20 protein-coding genes are annotated in these 16,780 nt (G+C 65.1%); 8 read left to right on the forward strand and 12 right to left on the reverse strand.

All coding sequences use genetic code 11. The features are described from left to right. Positions 1-290: 290 nt before the first annotated feature. The 6 genes from glnA to aroQ form a co-directional block, all read right to left on the reverse strand. A complete protein-coding gene (gene glnA / locus O6W96_RS00500) occupies positions 291-1,703 on the reverse strand; it encodes a type I glutamate--ammonia ligase (RefSeq protein ID WP_056490605.1) in 1,413 nt (470 codons plus the stop codon). Between the two features lie 143 nt (positions 1,704-1,846). Next, complete coding sequence (locus O6W96_RS00505; protein WP_055875939.1) at positions 1,847-2,185, reverse strand: P-II family nitrogen regulator; 339 nt, start codon at positions 2,183-2,185, stop codon at positions 1,847-1,849. Between the two features lie 184 nt (positions 2,186-2,369). Next, positions 2,370-2,705 carry an arsenate reductase family protein gene (locus O6W96_RS00510; RefSeq protein WP_353467764.1) on the reverse strand — a complete coding sequence of 112 codons (336 nt, stop codon included), beginning with the start codon at positions 2,703-2,705 and terminating at the stop codon, positions 2,370-2,372. A 132-nt stretch (positions 2,706-2,837) separates the two neighbouring features. Beyond that, positions 2,838-4,190 carry an acetyl-CoA carboxylase biotin carboxylase subunit gene (gene accC, locus O6W96_RS00515; protein WP_056050740.1) on the reverse strand — a complete coding sequence of 451 codons (1,353 nt, stop codon included), beginning with the start codon at positions 4,188-4,190 and terminating at the stop codon, positions 2,838-2,840. Beyond that, positions 4,190-4,678, reverse strand: coding sequence for an acetyl-CoA carboxylase biotin carboxyl carrier protein (gene accB, locus O6W96_RS00520; RefSeq protein ID WP_056050738.1), 489 nt, complete (start codon positions 4,676-4,678; stop codon positions 4,190-4,192). The genes accC and accB overlap by 1 nt, the downstream gene beginning before the upstream one ends. 14 nt (positions 4,679-4,692) lie before the next feature. After that, positions 4,693-5,127: a type II 3-dehydroquinate dehydratase gene (gene aroQ / locus O6W96_RS00525; RefSeq protein WP_353467765.1), complete on the reverse strand. Its 435-nt coding sequence runs from the start codon at positions 5,125-5,127 to the stop codon at positions 4,693-4,695. A 170-nt stretch (positions 5,128-5,297) separates the two neighbouring features. Here aroQ and thiS point away from each other — a divergent pair, with 170 nt between their 5' ends. From thiS to O6W96_RS00540, 3 genes are all read left to right on the forward strand, one after another. Beyond that, positions 5,298-6,290: a sulfur carrier protein ThiS gene (gene thiS / locus O6W96_RS00530; RefSeq protein WP_353467766.1), complete on the forward strand. Its 993-nt coding sequence runs from the start codon at positions 5,298-5,300 to the stop codon at positions 6,288-6,290. A 123-nt stretch (positions 6,291-6,413) separates the two neighbouring features. Further along, positions 6,414-6,596, forward strand: coding sequence for a CsbD family protein (locus tag O6W96_RS00535; RefSeq protein ID WP_056050734.1), 183 nt, complete (start codon positions 6,414-6,416; stop codon positions 6,594-6,596). A 244-nt stretch (positions 6,597-6,840) separates the two neighbouring features. Continuing rightward, on the forward strand, positions 6,841-7,503 hold the full coding sequence (locus tag O6W96_RS00540) for an HAD-IA family hydrolase (RefSeq protein ID WP_353467767.1): 663 nt from the start codon (positions 6,841-6,843) through the stop codon (positions 7,501-7,503). Positions 7,504-7,521: 18 nt separating this feature from the next. Here the strand turns inward: O6W96_RS00540 and O6W96_RS00545 are convergent, their stop codons facing one another. The 5 genes from O6W96_RS00545 to O6W96_RS00565 all read right to left on the reverse strand — a co-directional run bounded on the left by O6W96_RS00545 (position 7,522) and on the right by O6W96_RS00565 (position 11,933). Beyond that, entirely contained in the window at positions 7,522-7,761 is a 240-nt protein-coding gene (locus tag O6W96_RS00545) for a hypothetical protein (RefSeq protein WP_353467768.1), read from the reverse strand. Positions 7,762-7,777: 16 nt separating this feature from the next. Then, on the reverse strand, positions 7,778-8,782 hold the full coding sequence (locus O6W96_RS00550) for an alpha/beta hydrolase (protein ID WP_353467769.1): 1,005 nt from the start codon (positions 8,780-8,782) through the stop codon (positions 7,778-7,780). A 78-nt stretch (positions 8,783-8,860) separates the two neighbouring features. Continuing rightward, positions 8,861-9,286 (reverse strand): MAPEG family protein, encoded by a 426-nt coding sequence (locus O6W96_RS00555; protein WP_353467770.1) that lies wholly within the window; start codon positions 9,284-9,286, stop codon positions 8,861-8,863. Between the two features lie 201 nt (positions 9,287-9,487). After that, complete coding sequence (locus tag O6W96_RS00560; protein WP_353467771.1) at positions 9,488-10,549, reverse strand: 1,9-bis(guanidino)-5-aza-nonane synthase; 1,062 nt, start codon at positions 10,547-10,549, stop codon at positions 9,488-9,490. A gap of 148 nt (positions 10,550-10,697) precedes the next feature. Beyond that, positions 10,698-11,933 (reverse strand): type III PLP-dependent enzyme, encoded by a 1,236-nt coding sequence (locus O6W96_RS00565; RefSeq protein WP_353467772.1) that lies wholly within the window; start codon positions 11,931-11,933, stop codon positions 10,698-10,700. A gap of 137 nt (positions 11,934-12,070) precedes the next feature. Between O6W96_RS00565 and O6W96_RS00570 the strand changes: the two genes are divergently transcribed. Together O6W96_RS00570 and O6W96_RS00575 are read left to right on the forward strand one after the other, a co-directional pair. Next, complete coding sequence (locus O6W96_RS00570) at positions 12,071-13,033, forward strand: threonine ammonia-lyase (RefSeq protein ID WP_353467774.1); 963 nt, start codon at positions 12,071-12,073, stop codon at positions 13,031-13,033. Further along, positions 13,030-13,209 carry a hypothetical protein gene (locus O6W96_RS00575; RefSeq protein WP_353467775.1) on the forward strand — a complete coding sequence of 60 codons (180 nt, stop codon included), beginning with the start codon at positions 13,030-13,032 and terminating at the stop codon, positions 13,207-13,209. The genes O6W96_RS00570 and O6W96_RS00575 overlap by 4 nt, the downstream gene beginning before the upstream one ends. A 143-nt stretch (positions 13,210-13,352) precedes the next feature. On the opposite strand, the gene O6W96_RS00580 is transcribed toward O6W96_RS00575, so the two are convergent. Beyond that, positions 13,353-14,009 (reverse strand): alpha/beta hydrolase, encoded by a 657-nt coding sequence (locus O6W96_RS00580; protein ID WP_056048342.1) that lies wholly within the window; start codon positions 14,007-14,009, stop codon positions 13,353-13,355. Positions 14,010-14,090: 81 nt separating this feature from the next. On the opposite strand from O6W96_RS00580, the gene O6W96_RS00585 reads away from it, so the two are divergent. From O6W96_RS00585 to O6W96_RS00595, 3 genes are read left to right on the forward strand one after another with little or no spacing between them, the layout of a single operon-like run. After that, positions 14,091-15,122, forward strand: coding sequence for a cysteine desulfurase family protein (locus O6W96_RS00585; protein ID WP_353467776.1), 1,032 nt, complete (start codon positions 14,091-14,093; stop codon positions 15,120-15,122). After that, positions 15,119-16,381, forward strand: coding sequence for a cysteine desulfurase family protein (locus O6W96_RS00590; protein ID WP_353467777.1), 1,263 nt, complete (start codon positions 15,119-15,121; stop codon positions 16,379-16,381). Before O6W96_RS00585 ends, O6W96_RS00590 begins: the two co-directional genes overlap by 4 nt. Further along, positions 16,378-16,683 carry a 2Fe-2S iron-sulfur cluster-binding protein gene (locus tag O6W96_RS00595; protein WP_353467778.1) on the forward strand — a complete coding sequence of 102 codons (306 nt, stop codon included), beginning with the start codon at positions 16,378-16,380 and terminating at the stop codon, positions 16,681-16,683. The genes O6W96_RS00590 and O6W96_RS00595 overlap by 4 nt, the downstream gene beginning before the upstream one ends. The last annotated feature ends 97 nt before the right edge of the window (positions 16,684-16,780 follow it).

The raw sequence follows: 16,780 nt of genomic DNA on the forward strand, positions 1-16,780 counted from the left end.
CGGGGATCCATAAACTCGACTGCTCGCGCTTCGATCGCGCCGTCAGCCAGTATGGGTTCCCGCCTCCGCGGGAATGACGGAAGGGCGCCGGCCTGATTTCTCCTCCCATTGAACGCGCCGGGAAGAGGCTTCGTTAGGCCTCAAAGAAAAAGGGCGCCCGGATTGCTCCGCGCGCCCTCTTCCTATTCAGCGACGTGGCAAAGCCACGCCGTCGGTCGCCGCGGTTCGCGACGCCGGCCGGGCTTCGGCGTCTCGCGGTCAGCTTGCGCTGGCCGCGTGCGCCGTGCGCCTCACCCGCTGTAGTACATGTCATACTCGACCGGGCTGGGCGTCATCTCCCAACGCGCAACCTCGGCGTACTTGATCTCGACATAGCTCTCGATCTGGTCCTTCGAGAACACGTCGCCCTTCAGCAGGAAGTCGTGATCCGCGAGCAGGCATTCGAGCGCCTCGCGGAGCGAACCCGCGACCGTCGGGACCTGGGCGAGTTCTGCCGGCGGCAGGTCGTACAGGTTCTTGTCCATCGCTTCGCCCGGATGGATCTTGTTGAGGATGCCGTCCATGCCGGCCATCATCAGCGCCGCATACGCGAGATACGGGTTGGCCAGCGCGTCCGGGAAGCGCACTTCGACGCGCTTCGCCTTGGGGCCGGTGCCGTACGGGATGCGGCACGAGGCCGAGCGGTTGCGCGCCGAGTACGCGAGCAACACCGGTGCTTCGTAACCGGGGACGAGGCGCTTGTAGCTGTTGGTCGACGGGTTGGTGAACGCGTTGACCGCCTTGGCGTGCTTGATGATGCCGCCGATGAAATACAGGCACATGTCGCTGAGGCCCGCATAGCCGTTGCCGGCGAACAGCGGGGTCTTGCCTTCCCAGATCGAGAAATGCGTGTGCATCCCCGAGCCGTTGTCCTCCTTGATCGGCTTCGGCATGAACGTCGCGGTCTTGCCGTACGCATGCGCGACCTGGTGGACGACGTACTTGTAGATCTGCATGCGATCCGCGGTCTGCGTCAGCGTGCCGAAGGTCAGGCCCAGCTCATGCTGTGCGGCCGCGACTTCGTGGTGATGCTTGTCGCAGGGCAGGCCCATCTCGATCATCGTCGAGACCATCTCGCCGCGGATGTCGACGGCCGAGTCGACCGGTGCGACCGGGAAGTAACCGCCCTTGGCGCGCGGACGGTGGCCGAGGTTGCCGCCCTCATATTCGCGACCCGAATTGCCCGGCAGCTCGATGTCGTCGATCTTGTAATAGCTGGTCGAATAGCTGTTCTCGAAGCGGACGTCGTCGAACATGAAGAATTCGGCTTCGGGGCCGACATACACGGTGTCGCCGACGCCGGTGGTCAGCAGATACGCCTCGGCGCGCTTGGCGGTCGAGCGCGGATCGCGCGAATACAGTTCCCCGGTCGACGGATCGGCGATGTCGCAGATCAGGATCATCATCGGCGTCGCCGAGAACGGATCGACATAGACCGCGTCGAGATCGGGCTTGAGCGTCATGTCGCTCTCGTTGATCGCCTTCCAGCCCTCGATCGACGAGCCGTCGAACATCAGGCCGTCGGTCAGCTCGTCTTCGCCGATCAGGCTGGCGACCATCGTCAGATGCTGCCACTTGCCCTTGGGATCGGTGAACCGCAGATCGACCCACTCGATCTCCTGGTCCTTGATCATATTGAGAACGTCGGAGGCCGAATTCGCCATGATGCTTGCCCTTCGTTTTGAGATTTCCGCCGCGTCATGCGGGGAATCTAATTGCGGTATGGAACGGAATTTCCACACAATGTTGCGTCGCGTCAAATGACGATGTCGTCACTTGTCGTCAACGCAATATGCGTGGCTAGGAACTAGATTGCGTCGTCGTCGCGCTCGCCGGTGCGGATGCGAAGCGCGCTCTCGACCGGGATGACGAAGATCTTGCCGTCGCCGATCCGGCCGGTCTGCGCGGCTGCCGCGATCGCCTCGACGACGCGCTGCGCGAGCCCATCCTCGACGACGACCTCGAGCTTCACCTTGGGAAGGAAGTCGACGACATATTCCGCGCCACGGTACAGCTCGGTGTGGCCCTTCTGCCGGCCGAAGCCTTTGGCCTCGGTCACGGTGATGCCGCTCACGCCGATCTCGTGCAGCGCTTCCTTCACCTCATCCAGCTTGAACGGCTTGATGATGGCTTCGATCTTTTTCACAGGTACGCCCCCGATTGTCGTTGAAACCCCCGCCCTTGCGAGCGAGCCGTCCGCCCTGAAGGGCGCCTTGCACCAAGCGTGCCAGCCGGAGCGCCCTCGGGCAACCGTGGAATATCGTTGATTTCACTGCCCGAAATTGCGGCACCTGGGCGGTGCGTGCGCAACGTAAGGGCAGTGGAGTCGATCACAGGATTTCGTGCAGCCGCGCGATCGGGCGGCCGAGCCGAACGCCTTTGTCGGTCTCGACCAGCGGGCGCTCGATCAACAGCGGATCGATCATCATCGCATCGAGGATCGCCTCGGCGTCACCATGCTTGACCGCCTTGGCACCGTCCTCGGCCATCCGGAGGCCTTGTCGCGGCGTCATGCCGGCGCGGTTGTAGAGGCGGACGAGTTCCGCGCGGGAGGGCGGAATCTTGAGGTATTCGACGATCGTGACGTCCGCCCCGGCCTCTTGCAGCAGCGCGAGCGCCTCGCGGGACTTGGAGCAACGCGGGTTGTGGTAGATCGTCGCCTTCACGAATGCTCCGTCAAAACTCCCCTCCCTGGAAGGGAGGGGTAGGGGGTGGGTCGGTTTCGAGGGAACGTCCGGCCCGCCCCGAGCCGACCCACCCCCGGCCCCCCCCTTTCAGGGAGGGGGGAAGTTAGGCGCTTAAGCCCCCTGCTTGGCCAACCACTCTTCCAGCCACTTGATCGTGTACGCGCCTTCCTGGAACTCGGGATCGTCGAGCAACGCGCGGTGCAGCGGGATCGTCGTCGTCACCCCCTCGATCACCATCTCCTCGAGCGCACGCCGCAACCGGCGCAACGCACCCTGCCGCGTCGTCCCGTAAACGATCAGCTTGGCGATCATCGAGTCGTAGTAAGGCGGCACGCGATAGCCCGCATACAGTCCGCTATCGACGCGCACATGCATCCCGCCCGGCGCGTGATACACCTTCACCAGCCCCGGAGACGGCGCGAACGTGCGCGGGTCCTCGGCGTTGATGCGGCATTCGATCGCATGACCGCGGAACTGGACGTCCTCTTGGCGAAGCGTCAGCGGATGACCCTCGGCCACCCGGATCTGCTCGCGCACCAAATCCAGCCCGGTGATCATCTCGGTCACCGGATGCTCGACCTGAAGCCGGGTGTTCATCTCGATGAAGTAGAACTCGCCCGCTTCCCACAGGAACTCGATCGTCCCCGCGCCGCGATAGCCCATGTCGGCCATCGCCTTGGCGACGATCCCACCCATCCGCTCGCGCTCTTCCGCGGTGATGATCGGCGAGGGGGCTTCCTCGAGCACCTTCTGGTGGCGGCGCTGCAACGAGCAGTCGCGCTCGCCCAAGTGGATCGCGTTACCCTCACCGTCGCCGAAAATCTGGAATTCGATATGCCGCGGATTGCCGAGGTATTTTTCCATGTAGACGGTGGCGTCGCCGAACGCGGCTTTCGCCTCGCTGCCGGCCTGCTGCATCTGCGTTTCGAGATCGTCGGGATCGTTGACGACCTTCATCCCGCGACCACCGCCGCCCGATGCCGCCTTGATAATCACCGGATAGCCGATGTCCTCGGCGATCCGCTTGGCCTCGGCGATGTCGCTGATCGCACCGTCCGAACCGGGGACGAGCGGCAGCCCGAGCGCGCCAGCAGTGCGCTTGGCCTGGACCTTGTCGCCCATCGTGCGAATGTGCTCAGGCTTGGGCCCGACGAACAGGATGTTGTGCAACTCGACGATCTCGGCGAACTGCGCGTTCTCGCTGAGGAAGCCGTAGCCCGGATGGATCGCGTCCGCGCCCGAGATTTCGGCGGCCGAGATGATGTTCGGGATGTTCAGATAGCTGTCCGCGGCGGACGGCGGTCCGATGCAGATCGCCTCGTCCGCGAGCCGCACGTGCATCGCGTCGGCGTCCGCGGTCGAGTGCACCGCGACCGTCTTGATGCCCATCTCGTGGCAGGCACGGTGGATCCGCAGCGCGATCTCGCCGCGATTCGCAATGAGCAGCTTCTTGATTTGCGGCATTATTCCACCACGACCAGCGGCTGGTCGAACTCGACCGGCTGGCCGTTCTCGACCAGGATCGCGGTCACCGTGCCGGCCGATGGCGCGACGATCGTGTTCATCACCTTCATCGCCTCGATGATCAGCAGCGTGTCGCCAGCATTGACCTTCTGGCCGACCGTCGAGAACGGCTTCGCCTCGGGGTTGGCGGCGAGATAGACCGTGCCGACCATCGGCGACTTCACCGCGCTGGCGCTGATCGCCGGAGCGGACGCGCCGACTTCGGCCTGCGGGATCGACAGCGGTGCCGAGACGGGGGCCGGGGCGGGCGCCTGCGCGTAGTGTGCGACGGGTGCTGCCTGCGCAGCCTTTCGTGCAACGCGGATCCGGCGCGAGCCGTCCTCGACCTCGATCTCGGTCAGCTGCGTGGTGTCGAGCAGTTCGGCGAGCTGGCGCACCAGGGTCACATCGACCTGCATCGCACCGGTGTTTTCGGTTGTATCGTTCATGGCGGGGCCTCCTGTCAGAACCGTGCGACGGCTTCAAGCGCGAGCAGATACGAAAGCGCGCCGAAACCCGCGATCGTACCCTTCGCCGCCTGACCGACCAGGCTCACATGCCTGAACGATTCACGCATATGGGGATTGGAAAGATGCACTTCGATCACCGGCGTCTTCACGCCCTTGATCGCGTCGTGCACCGCGACCGAGGTATGCGTGAACGCACCCGCGTTGAGGATCACGGCTTTCGCGCCGCGCGCCTGCGCCTCCTGGATCCAGTCGACGAGGTGGCCCTCGTGATTCGACTGGCGCATGTCGATCTCCAGGTCGAGCTCGCGCGCGCGATCCTCCAGCATCCCGGCGATGTCGTCGAGCGTCTCGTCGCCATAGATTTCCGGCTCGCGCGTTCCCAGCAGGTTGAGGTTGGGGCCGTTCAGGACGAACACGGTATCTGGCAAGAGCTGCTCCTGGTTGCGAGGGCGGCAAACCACCCCCTATATGCGTCGTCCCACCCTTACCCGTTCGTGTCGAGCGAAGTCGAGACATGAGACAAGCAGCGGACGGGTGGTTTCTCGATCAGCCTGTCCCGAGCCATGTCGAGGGGCTCGAAACGAACGGAAAGTTTTGCATGCCCCACTCCGATGGCACCGTCTCGATCACCGTCAACGGCGAGCACAAGCGCGTCTCCGCCGGGCTCAGCCTTGCAGGACTCGCGACCGAACTCGGCCTCGTGCCGGAGAAGATCGCGGTCGAGCGCAACATGGAGGTGGTGCCGCGCTCGACCTTGGCGGACGTGATGGTCGAGGATGGCGACGATCTCGAGATCGTGCATTTCGTCGGTGGTGGCGATAACGAGGACAGCTGGACGGTCGCGGGCCAGACCTTCAAGTCGCGGCTGATCGTCGGCACCGGCAAGTACAAGGACTTCGCGCAGAATGCGGCGGCAGTCGAGGCTTCCGGCGCGGAGATCGTCACCGTCGCCGTCCGCCGCGTCAACGTGTCGGACCGCAACGCGCCGATGCTGACCGACTTCATCGATCCGAAGAAGATCACCTACCTCCCCAACACCGCGGGCTGCTTCGATGCCGAATCGGCGATTCGCACGCTGCGATTGGCGCGCGAGGCGGGCGGCTGGGAGCTGGTGAAGCTCGAAGTGCTCGGCGAGGCAAAGACGCTCTATCCCGACATGGTCGAGACGCTGCGCGCGACCGAGATCCTCGCGAACGAAGGCTTCAAGCCGATGGTCTATTGCGTCGACGATCCGATCGCCACCAAGCGCCTGGAGAACGCGGGCGCGGTCGCGATCATGCCGCTGGGCGCACCGATCGGCTCGGGCCTCGGCATCCAGAACCGCGTGACGATCCGACTGATCGTCGAGGGGGCAGGGGTGCCCGTGCTGGTCGACGCCGGCGTCGGCACTGCGTCGGATGCGGCGGTGGCGATGGAACTCGGCTGCGACGGCGTGCTGATGAACACTGCGATCGCAGAGGCGAAGGACCCGCTGATGATGGCCGCCGCAATGAAGGCTGCGGTCGAATCGGGGCGGCTTGCCTACCGCGCAGGGCGGATGGGTCAGCGCCGCTATGCCGATCCGTCGAGCCCATTGGCGGGGCTGATCTGACCCGCTTGATCGCAAAGCAGGTCATGACGCAAACGTCACGGAACCCACGCTAAACACGGCCGTTATACCTCTGCAAGTTCAAGCGGCCCGGCAGTCGGGTTTGCGTAAACAATGGAGGCCTTCATGGGCGAGTTCACCGATAAGGTTGCAGCAGCCGGCAACAAGGTCGCAGGCAACGTCAAAGAAGCCGTAGGCAAGGCGACCGACAACGAGAAGCTGGTAGCCGAAGGCGAAGCGCAGCAGGCCAAGGGCACGGCGCAGAACGTCAAGGGCAGCGTCAAGGGCGCACTCGGCGACGACATCTAAGCTTTAACTTAGTGTAGGAATACAGGCTGCTTCGGGAAACCGGAGCGGCCTTTTCTTTGTGTGATCGATACCGAGCGCTACCACCCCGGCGAAGACCGGAGCCCAATTGGCGAACGAAGCTGATTAGCGGTATCGCGTAGTTAGCTCGGACGTGCCAATTGGGCCCCGGCCTTCGCCGGGGTGGTGTAGCGGGCTTGGTCAAACTCACTTGCCCAACCTACCAAATCCCATCACGAGCACCGCCATGACTCTCCCGACCCGCAGCTACGCCGCATTTCTGTTCGACATGGACGGCACGATCCTCACATCGATCGCGTCCGCCGAGCGAACCTGGACCAAATGGGCGATCACACACGGCCTCGACGCAGCAACGTTCGTGCCGACTATCCACGGCGTGCAATCGGTCGAGACGGTTCGGCGCCTGAACCTCCCCAGTGTCGACCCGGTCGCCGAAGCCGCTGCGATCACCGCGGCCGAAATGCTCGACGTCGGCGACGTCGAACCGATCGCCGGCGCCGCCGCATTCCTCGCCAGCTTGCCCCCGGAGCGCTGGACGATCGTCACGTCTGCCCCTCGGGCGCTAGCCGAAGTCCGCCTCAAGGCCGCAGGCTTGCCGATTCCTCCGACGATGATCGCCGCGGACGACATCCCCAACGGCAAGCCCGCACCCGACTGTTTCCTGGTCGCAGCCGAACGACTCGGCGTCATCGCGAGCGATTGCCTGGTGTTCGAGGATGCCCCCGCCGGCATCACGGCAGGCGAGGCAGCGGGCGCGGATGTCCTGGTGATCACGGCAACGCATGGAACGAGCCACAATCTTGCTTCCCGTCATTTGCGGATCCGCGATTATCTGGATGTGACAGCGAGCGTCACGCCTGATGGTCGACTGATGATGGCGTCCAGCTGAGGTGAACGGGAGATCTGGTCAACCCGTGTTCCCGGATCGGTGAGCGGCCGCGATCAGTTCATCCAGCGCCGCTTCGTCGAGCCGACCGGCGGTGCGCAACGCAGCTTCGGGCGTCATCGCGATGACCGCGCCATCCGGCCCGTCGATCACGACCTCGCCATTTTCATGGAAAACGTCGCGGGGTTGGGCATGAGGACTAGTCATCGCGCTCTCCTGATCTTTCAGGATAAACGTCTGCGAGGACGGATAGGTCCGCAATACTGACCGACCATGGTCAGGCAGCGACCAGCTCGCCCATCCAGCGATCGAACAATTGGGGCCACAACGACCCAGGCGACCGAGACAATAGGCGCGTGCCGAAGCCGTGCCCGCCATGCTGGAGGAAATGCGCCTCGGCGGAGATGCCGCGGCGGCGGGCGGCGGCGAGCGTATCGACGCTGTTGGCGACCGGGACCGTGTTGTCGTCCTCGGCATGCACGAGGAACAGTGGCGGGTCGCCAGCCTTCAACTGGCGATCGATCGCGTAGCGTGCTTGGATCGCGGGCAGCGGATCGGGACCGAGCAAATTCGCGCGCGATCCGCCGTAACTACGGCCGGGATCCATATTCGAGACCGCGTACATGAGCCCGGCCCAGGCGGGGCGTGCCGAGTGCCGGTCGGTGGCATCGACCGGGCGATACGCCTTGAAGTCGTGCAGCACCGCCACGGACCCGGCAAGGTGCCCGCCGGCCGAGAAACCGAGAACGCCGAGCTTATCCGCCCTGATCCCGTAGTTACGGGCGTTGGCACGGATCAGCCGCATCGCGCGCTGCGCGTCGGCGAGCGGTACGTCGGCGCGGTCGGCCCAGCCTTCGCCCGGCAGCCGGTAGCTCAGCACGAACGCGGTGATGCCGAAACCGTTCAGGACGCGCGCGACGTCGATGCCCTCGTTGCGCAGCGACGTGATCGAATAGCCGCCGCCGGGCACGATCAGCACCGCGCGACCGTCGGGCCGCGCTGGACGGAACACGCCGACCTCGGGCCGCACCACGCCGCGCATCTGGAAATCGCGATAGCCGTCCGGGTAGCGCGGCATCCGCGGCTGCGGCACCGGCAGCGGGTTCGGCGCGCCTGGCGGAGTACCGGGCCACAGCGCAAACCGTTCTGCGGGCGGCCACATCGGCACGTCCGTAGCGCGAGGCTGAGCGGCGGTGAACTGCGCACCGCTCCGCGCGAATGCGGGAAGCGCCAGTCCCGCGGTAAGGGGAAGGCTGAGGAGCGAACGGCGATCGAAAGTCATCTGGCAATTCTAGACGATCCATGCACGCTCGGGGAGGGGACCATGACACGATCGGTAATTATTCCGCGCGAACGGCCATCAGAAGACCGCGAGCGCTGCGTAAAACGTGAGTGCCACGAGCATCACGCTCGACAGCATGAAGAACACGAACCGGTCGCGGACTCGGTTGCTGGTCGCCTGGATAAGGCTGTGTATGATCCGCAGACAAACATACGCCCAGGCGATCCAAGCGTTGATCCCGTTGCCCGTACCGCTCAGCGCCAGCACGGTGCATACCGCATAGAACAGCGTCGGCTGCTCCATCAGGTGATTGTAGTTGTGCACCTTCCACTGCGCCTGCGGGGGCAGCGAGCGATCGGCATCCGAGCCCTTGGTGCCGACGAGCTTGCCCATTTCGACGCCCGCTGCCTTCATTGCCGGCAACCGCGTGGCGAGCATCCAGCCCAGCATCACTAACGTCCACGCGATCAGCACGACCATCGGTCGCAGGATCTCGCTGTGCATGAAAAAGCCTCCCCGGTTATCCGAAGGAGGCTGCATCAATTGCCCGGAAGGAGCAACGTAGATCGGAACCCACAATCCTCCCCCGCTAGGGGGAGGTGTCGCGAAGCGACGGAGGGGGGGGCGGCGATAACGTTGGCGCCGTGTCCTCCCCCTCCGTCAGGCAAGCGCCTGCCCCCCCCTGGCGGGGGAGGATCGTAAAATTCAGGCCTTGTCGAAGCTCGCGCCCCACTTGCGGACCGGGCGGTCCTTCCAGAAGCCACGGTGATACGCATCCGACGCCAGCAAAGGCATTACCGAACCCGCTTCCGCGAACACCATCTGCTCGATCCCCGTGTTCACCTTGCCCCACGATGCCGCTTCCTGCAGCGTCGAGGACGAGCACGCACCGTCGCGCACGTCGGCAACCGTGATCTGCACCGCGTACTTGTGGACCTGGACGTCGTCGTGACCGAGGATTTCCGCACAAACCACGGTGTCCTGGATGAAGTTCTTCGGCACGCCGCCGCCGATCATGAGAAGCCCGGTGGTGCCGGCCTTGATCTTGATCTCCGTGAGTTCGCGGAAATCGGCGATCGCGTCGAGGACCATGTACGGCTTGCCTGCCTTCACCGCGTCGACCTGGTGCTTGACCAGACCGAAGCCCGCCGACGAGTCGACGAACGCCGGGCAGAAGATCGGCACGTCATGCTCATAGGCGAGCTTGACGAGGCTGTTCTCCTTCTTGCCGTGCTCGACGAGATACTTGCCCATCTCGCGGATGAACTCGCGGCTCGAATAGGCGCGCGGTTCGAGCGTCTCGGCGATCTCGAAGATCGTGTGGTCGACGTGCTGGAGCTCTTCCTCGTCGATATAGGTGTCGTAGATCCGGTCGATCATCAGCGAGCGCAGCACGTCGTCGTGCGGTACTTCGAGCGCCTGATAATGCTTGTGGCCAAGGCCCTCGAAGAAATCCATGTCGACGATCGTCGCGCCGGTCGCGACGATGCCGTCGATCATGTTGTTGCGCAGCAGCTCGGCATACAGGTCCATGCAGCCGCCGGCGCTCGTCGAGCCCGCGATCACGAGGAAGATCGTGCAGTCCTTGTCGGCCAGCATCTGGTTGTAGATGTCGGTCGCACGGCCGAGATCGCGGCTTGTGAACGACATCTTCTTCATCGCGTCGACGATCGGCCGCGCGTCGAAGCTGGTGATGTCGATATGCTCGACGGTGGTGGAAAGGAGTTCCGCCTTGCGCTGCGCGTCGATGCGGGTGTCTTCGGTCATAACATGCTCCATAAATCCCCCTTCCGCTTGCGGGAGGGGTTAGGGGAGGGACTGAAATATCCGCGAACGCCATGCTCGCGGACAAGCCCTCCCCCGACCCCTCCCGTAAACTGGAGGGGAGGAAGAAGGGCGCGGTACTAGAAGTTGGTTACAGCTTGACGACGTTCGACGCGAGGTCCTGGAACCGTTCGTCATACAGCGAGACCATCGGCTCGTCGGTGACGATCACCGTCTCGTCCGATCCGAACCCGTTGAACGCGGTCCGCATCGCCGAGCCATACGCGCCGAGCATGCCGATCTCGATGTAATCGCCGGCTTTCGTATCTGCGGGCAGCATGAAAGGGCCGACCATATAGTCCATGTCGTCGCACGTCGGACCATAGAAGCTGAACTCCATGTCCTTCGCACGGCTGTCCGGCTCGCGGAGCAGCTCGACCGGGAAACGCCAGCCGATATGCGCCGCATCGAACAGCGCGCCATACGCACCGTCGTTGATGTACAGCTCGGTCCCGCGACGCTTTTCGACGCGGACGATGATCGACGAATATTCCGCGCACAATGCCCGGCCCGGCTCGCACCACAGCTCGGACGAATAGCTGACGGGCAGCGACTCGAACGCACGGTGGATCGTCTCGAAGAAATGCTCGAGCGGCGGGGGTTCCATGCCGGGATACGACGACGGGAAGCCGCCGCCGACGTCGATGACGTCGACCGTGACCGCCGCGTCGACGATCGCCGCACGGACGCGCTCCATCGCGTTCGAATAGGCCTCCGGGGTCATCGCCTGCGAACCGACATGGAAGCAGATGCCGAGGGCGTCCGCTGCCTGGCGAGCCGCGAACAGCAGCTCCTTGGCTTCATGCGGGGCGGCACCGAACTTCGACGCGAGGCTCAGCTTTGAATGCTCCGACGACACACGCAACCGAACGCAGAGCGTCAGATCAGAAGCTTCGCGGGTCGCGCGAACGACCTTGTCGAGCTCTTCCAGGCTGTCGAGGCTGAAGGTTCGGACGCCGTGCGTGAAATACGCCTCGGCGATCGCTTCCTCGGCCTTGACCGGATGCATGAAGCACAGCGTAGCTTCGGGAAGCGTCCGTGCGACAAGGCGCACTTCGGCGATCGACGCCACGTCGTAATGCGTGATGCCATTATCCCACAGGATCTGCAGGAGTTCGGGAGACGGGTTCGCCTTCACCGCATACATCGAGCGACCCGGGAAGTTCTCGACGAAGAACCGAGCGGCGCGCGCAGCAGCGTGCGGACGAACGAGCGTGACCGGGTTGACCGGACGCCCTTTAGCGATGTCGATGCCGCTCCCGATGTGGGAGATGTCGGCGGTCGAATGGGCTTTCGCTAACCCCAGCGCGATATGATGCTTGACCAATTCAAGGGACCTCCAATGTCCTGAGACAAATTACGAAAACACTGCCTTGCGGTTGGAAGTCCCATGGGGCAGCGGAAGCGCGATCTAGGGTTACGCGCCCCCCATGTAAATAGCGTTTGGCGGATAGGAGACGGCGTGTGACGATTTTGCGACAACCGACGCGAGCAGGGGTACGGGACGCCGCGGAGAAGATCGCCCGGATACTCCCGCCGACGCCGCTGTTCATCAGTGAAATCAAGGGCGTACCGGTCGCTTTCAAGGCCGAGTCGTTGCAACCAATCGGTGCGTTCAAGATTCGCGGCGCATGGCATCGGCTCACCGCAATGGACGAGGCGACGCGACAAAAAGGCGTCGTCGCGTTCTCGTCGGGCAATCACGCGCAGGGGGTGGCGTGGGCGGCGAAACGGCTCGGCATCGCAGCGACGATCGTGATGCCGTCGGATGCACCGCGCCTGAAGCGCGAATCGACCCTGGCACTGGGCGCCGAGGTGGTGACGTACGACCGCGCCACCGAGAGCCGCGAGACGATTGCCGCAGGGCTGGCGGAAGCGCGCGGCGCGACGCTGGTGCCGAGCTTCGACGATCCGTGGATCATCGAGGGGCAGGGGAGTGCAGGCATTGAGGCAGCCGCACAGATGGGGGCGCTCGGCATGGGCGTGCCAAGCCGCGTCATCATCCCCTGCGGGGGCGGCGGCCTGTCGGCAGGGATCGCGCTGGCGCTGAAGGACAGCGCGATCACGGTGGTCGAACCCGAAGGCTGGGATGACATGCGTCGCTCCCTGGAGGCATCCTGGATCGAACCCGTCGGCCCCAACCCGCCGCCAACCGCCTGCGATTCGCTCCAGACCTTGCGCGTATCCCCGCTCACGTTCGACGTGCTCTCGCGGCGGGATGCAACCGGTGTTGCGGTCAGCGAATTCGAGATCGCGACGGCACAGCGCTGGGCCGCGGAGAAACTGCGGCTGGTGATTGAACCCGGCGGCGCAGTCGGGTTGGCAGCAGTCTTGTCGGGCAAAGTGAAGCTCGAACCCGGCCTGCTCGTCATTCTGTCCGGCGGCAACGTCGACCTCGCCGCTTATGCGAAGGCAATAGCTGCATGAACCCGGCACTGACATCCATCGCCGCCGCCGCGCCTGCAACAGCAATGCTGGGCATGTTCGCCTGCCTGATTGGCGGCATCGCGCTGATCGTGAAGAAGCGCGATACGAAGAAGGGCGTCCTGATGCTGATAATGGCCGCAGTCCTGCTAGCCAACGTAGCGATCTGGACGCTCTAACCTCCCTCGCCCCTGCGGGGAGAGGGAAGGGGCCCGCCGCACTTGCGGTGGGAGGGGAGAGGGGCGTTGGGGAGCGATAGCCTATCCCAACTCCCCCTCATCCGACGCTGCCGCGCCACCTTCTCCCCGAGGGGAGAAGGACCTCACCTAATCGGCGAGTTCGGGTCAAGGCGCATGTCGAGATACTTGTCCACGCTCCCCATCAACTCCGGCATCTCATGCTCGAAGAAGTGGTTCGCCTTCGGGATCGTGTCGTGATGGATGGTGATGTGCTTCTGCGTCCGCAGCTTATCCACCAGCTTCTGCGTGGCACCCGGCGTCGCGACCTCGTCGGCCTCGCCCTGGATGATGATCCCGCTCGACGGGCACGGCGCGAGGAACGTGAAGTCGTAAAGGTTCGCCGGCGGTGCCACCGAGATGAACCCGCGGATTTCCGGACGGCGCATCAGCAGCTGCATGCCGATCCACGCGCCGAAGCTCACGCCCGCGATCCAGGTCGTCTGCGCCTCGGGATGGAAGCTCTGCACCCAGTCGAGTGCGCTCGCCGCATCCGACAGCTCGCCGACGCCATTGTCGAACACGCCCTGGCTCTTCCCCACGCCGCGGAAATTGAACCGCAGCGTCGCGAAGCCACGCCGCTGGAAGGTCTTGTAGAGCTGCTGCACGATCGCGTTGTTCATCGTGCCGCCGGCCGACGGATGCGGGTGCAGGATCATCGCGACGGGTGCGCGCGGACGTGGCCCCGGCGCAAAACGACCTTCGAGACGGCCTTCGGGACCGGGAAAAATGACTTCTGGCATGGGCACTCGCGAGCTGGGATACGCACTCGGGTGGAGTGCCGGATTATCGACGCTATATAAGGTCCGCGCCCCTTTTCGCAATTGGAACCGACCCTGGCCCGTAACGACTCGCGTATCTACCTCGATCATGCCGCCACCACGCCGATGCGCCCCGAGGCTATCGCGGCGGTGATGGAAGGCATGGCGCGCTGGGCGAACCCGTCTTCGCCGCATGCCGAGGGCCGCGCGGCACGGGCTGCGCTAGAGGACGCCCGGAAGCGGATCGCGAGGGCACTGGACTGGCCGCATCACGTGATCCTCACGAGCGGCGCGAGCGAGTCCGCGGCGTTGGCTCTGCGAGGACGACCCGGCGTCGCTGTGGCAGCGGTCGAGCATGACGCAGTCCTGCGAGCAGCCGAACGGCCGGTGATGTTGAAGGTTGATGCCGGCGGTATCGTCGCGAACGGGGAGGGCGCCCAGACCATCGCGCTGCAATCCGCAAACAGCGAAACCGGCGTCCTCCAGGATCGACCCACCGGTCTCTGGATAGCCGATTGCTCGCAGACTGCGGGCAAGCTTCCGCTCCCCGAAGCGGACATGATCATCGTCTCCGCGCACAAGCTCGGCGGCCCTCCCGGCATCGGCGCGCTGCTGGTCCGCGATCTCGGCCTGCTCGACCCGACCGGCGGGCAGGAGCGGGGCTACCGTGGCGGCACCGAGAACCTCCCTGGCGCGCTGGGGTTCGCCGCCGCGCTCGAAGCACCCCGCGACTGGTTCGCCGACATGGCCGACCTCCGCGCCAAACTCGAAACCGCAATAGTCGCGGCCGGTGGCGAGATTGTCGCGCACCATTCTCCGCGCATCCCCACCATCGCCTCCTACCGCATGCCGGGCGTCAGCTCCGCCGCGCAATTGATCCGCCTCGACATGGCCGGCTTCGCCGTTTCCGCCGGCAGCGCCTGCTCGTCAGGCAGCATGCGCCCGAGCCACGTCCTTGCGGCAATGGGCTACTCCCCCGAAGCCGCCGCCGAAGTCGTCCGCGTCAGCTTCGGCTGGACCACCACGCCGGAAGACATCGCAAAGTTCGCCGAAGCCTGGACGCGCGTCGCCCAGGACATAAAGCGCGCCGCATGACCTACCTCGACTACCAGGCAACCACTCCGCTAGCGCCCGAAGCACTCGCCGCGATGCTTCCCTGGCTCGAATCGCAGCACGCCAACCCGCACTCCCCCCACCGCGAAGGCCGCCGCGCCAAGGCCGCCGTCGAAGTCGCCCGCGACCAAGTCGCAGCGCTGCTCCCCCCCGGCGGCCGCATCGCCTTCACCAGCGGCGCCACCGAAGCGCTGAACTGGGCGATCAAGGGCACGACCGGCGCCGTCACGACGCTCGCGACCGAACACGCCGCGGTACTCGACACTGCCGCAGCGGAAGGGGCGAGGGGGCGGGAGATAACGATCCTCCCAGTCGGCACCGACGGCATATGGCGGAGCGACAGTCGACGTGCCGGCAATCACCCCGGCTCTTCCCCCCTCCCTGGAAGGGAGGGGTCGGGGGTGGGTCGGCTTCCGTATCAGGCGACGTCGGCGACACAAGCGGGCCAACCCACCCCCAGCCCCTCCCTTCCAGGGAGGGGGGAAGTTGAATGTCGATCCACGCCCGTCAACCCCGACACGTCCCGCGCCGCAATCCACCCCGGTACCGGCCTCGTCGCCGCGATGCTCGTCAACAACGAGATCGGCGTCATCCAACCGATCGCCGCGCTTGCCGAGATCGCCCACGCAGCCGGCGCGCTGATGCTCTGCGACGCGGTGCAAGGCTATGGTCGCGTTCCGATCCCCGACACGGTCGATCTGATCGCGATCTCCGCGCACAAGATCCACGGCCCCAAAGGCATCGGCGCACTCTGGATCCGCGACGGCGTCGACATCGCCCCGCTCATGCACGGTGGCGGGCAGGAGGCCCCCGGCCGCTCCGGCACGCTGTCACCCGCACTCTGCGCAGGCTTCGGTGTCGCCGCGCAACTCATGGTCGACCGCAAGGAACAGGATGCCGCGCACATCCACCGCCTCTGGTCGCTCGCGCTCGACCGCCTCGGCCCCGGCTGGACGATCAACGGCTCGACCGAACATCGCTACCACGGCAACCTCAACCTCCGCCGCGCGAACCTCGACGTGAACCGGCTGATGTCCGACCTCCGCGACATCGCCTTCTCCGCCGGGTCCGCCTGCGCGAGCGGATCGGGCCGCTCGAGCCACGTCCTCCGCGCGATCGGCCTCACCGAAGCGCAGGCGCGGTCCAGCATCCGCCTCGGCTTCGGCCGCTACACCACCGAAACCGAACTCCGCGACGCGATCGATGCGATCGTCGTCGCAGCCGAGGCGCAATGGCCATGATCGTCCGCTTCATCGCCCGCGACGGCACCGTCAGCAGCGTTGCGGCCAACCCCGGCGACCTCCTGCTCGACGTCGCACAAGCCGACGACCAGCCGCTCGAAGGCACCTGCGAAGGCCAGCTCGCCTGCGCGACTTGCCACGTGATCGTCAACCCCGCCGACTTCGCCCGCCTTCCGCCAGCGCGCGAGGACGAGGAGGACATGCTCGATCTCGCGCACAATGCGACGCGCACCAGTCGTCTCGCCTGCCAGATCCGCCTGACCGAAGCGCTCGACGGCCTGACCGTCCGCATCCCGCAATAAAACGACAGCAAAGCTTACAGGAAGACAACGGCCGGTTCAGGGAACGTCCACGGCCGAAAGCGGATTATCCCCTCATCGCCTCAATGTACGAGGTCTT

This window comes from Sphingomonas faeni (genome assembly GCF_040407495.1).
In the GTDB taxonomy this organism is placed as follows: Bacteria; Pseudomonadota; Alphaproteobacteria; order Sphingomonadales; family Sphingomonadaceae; genus Sphingomonas; species Sphingomonas faeni_D.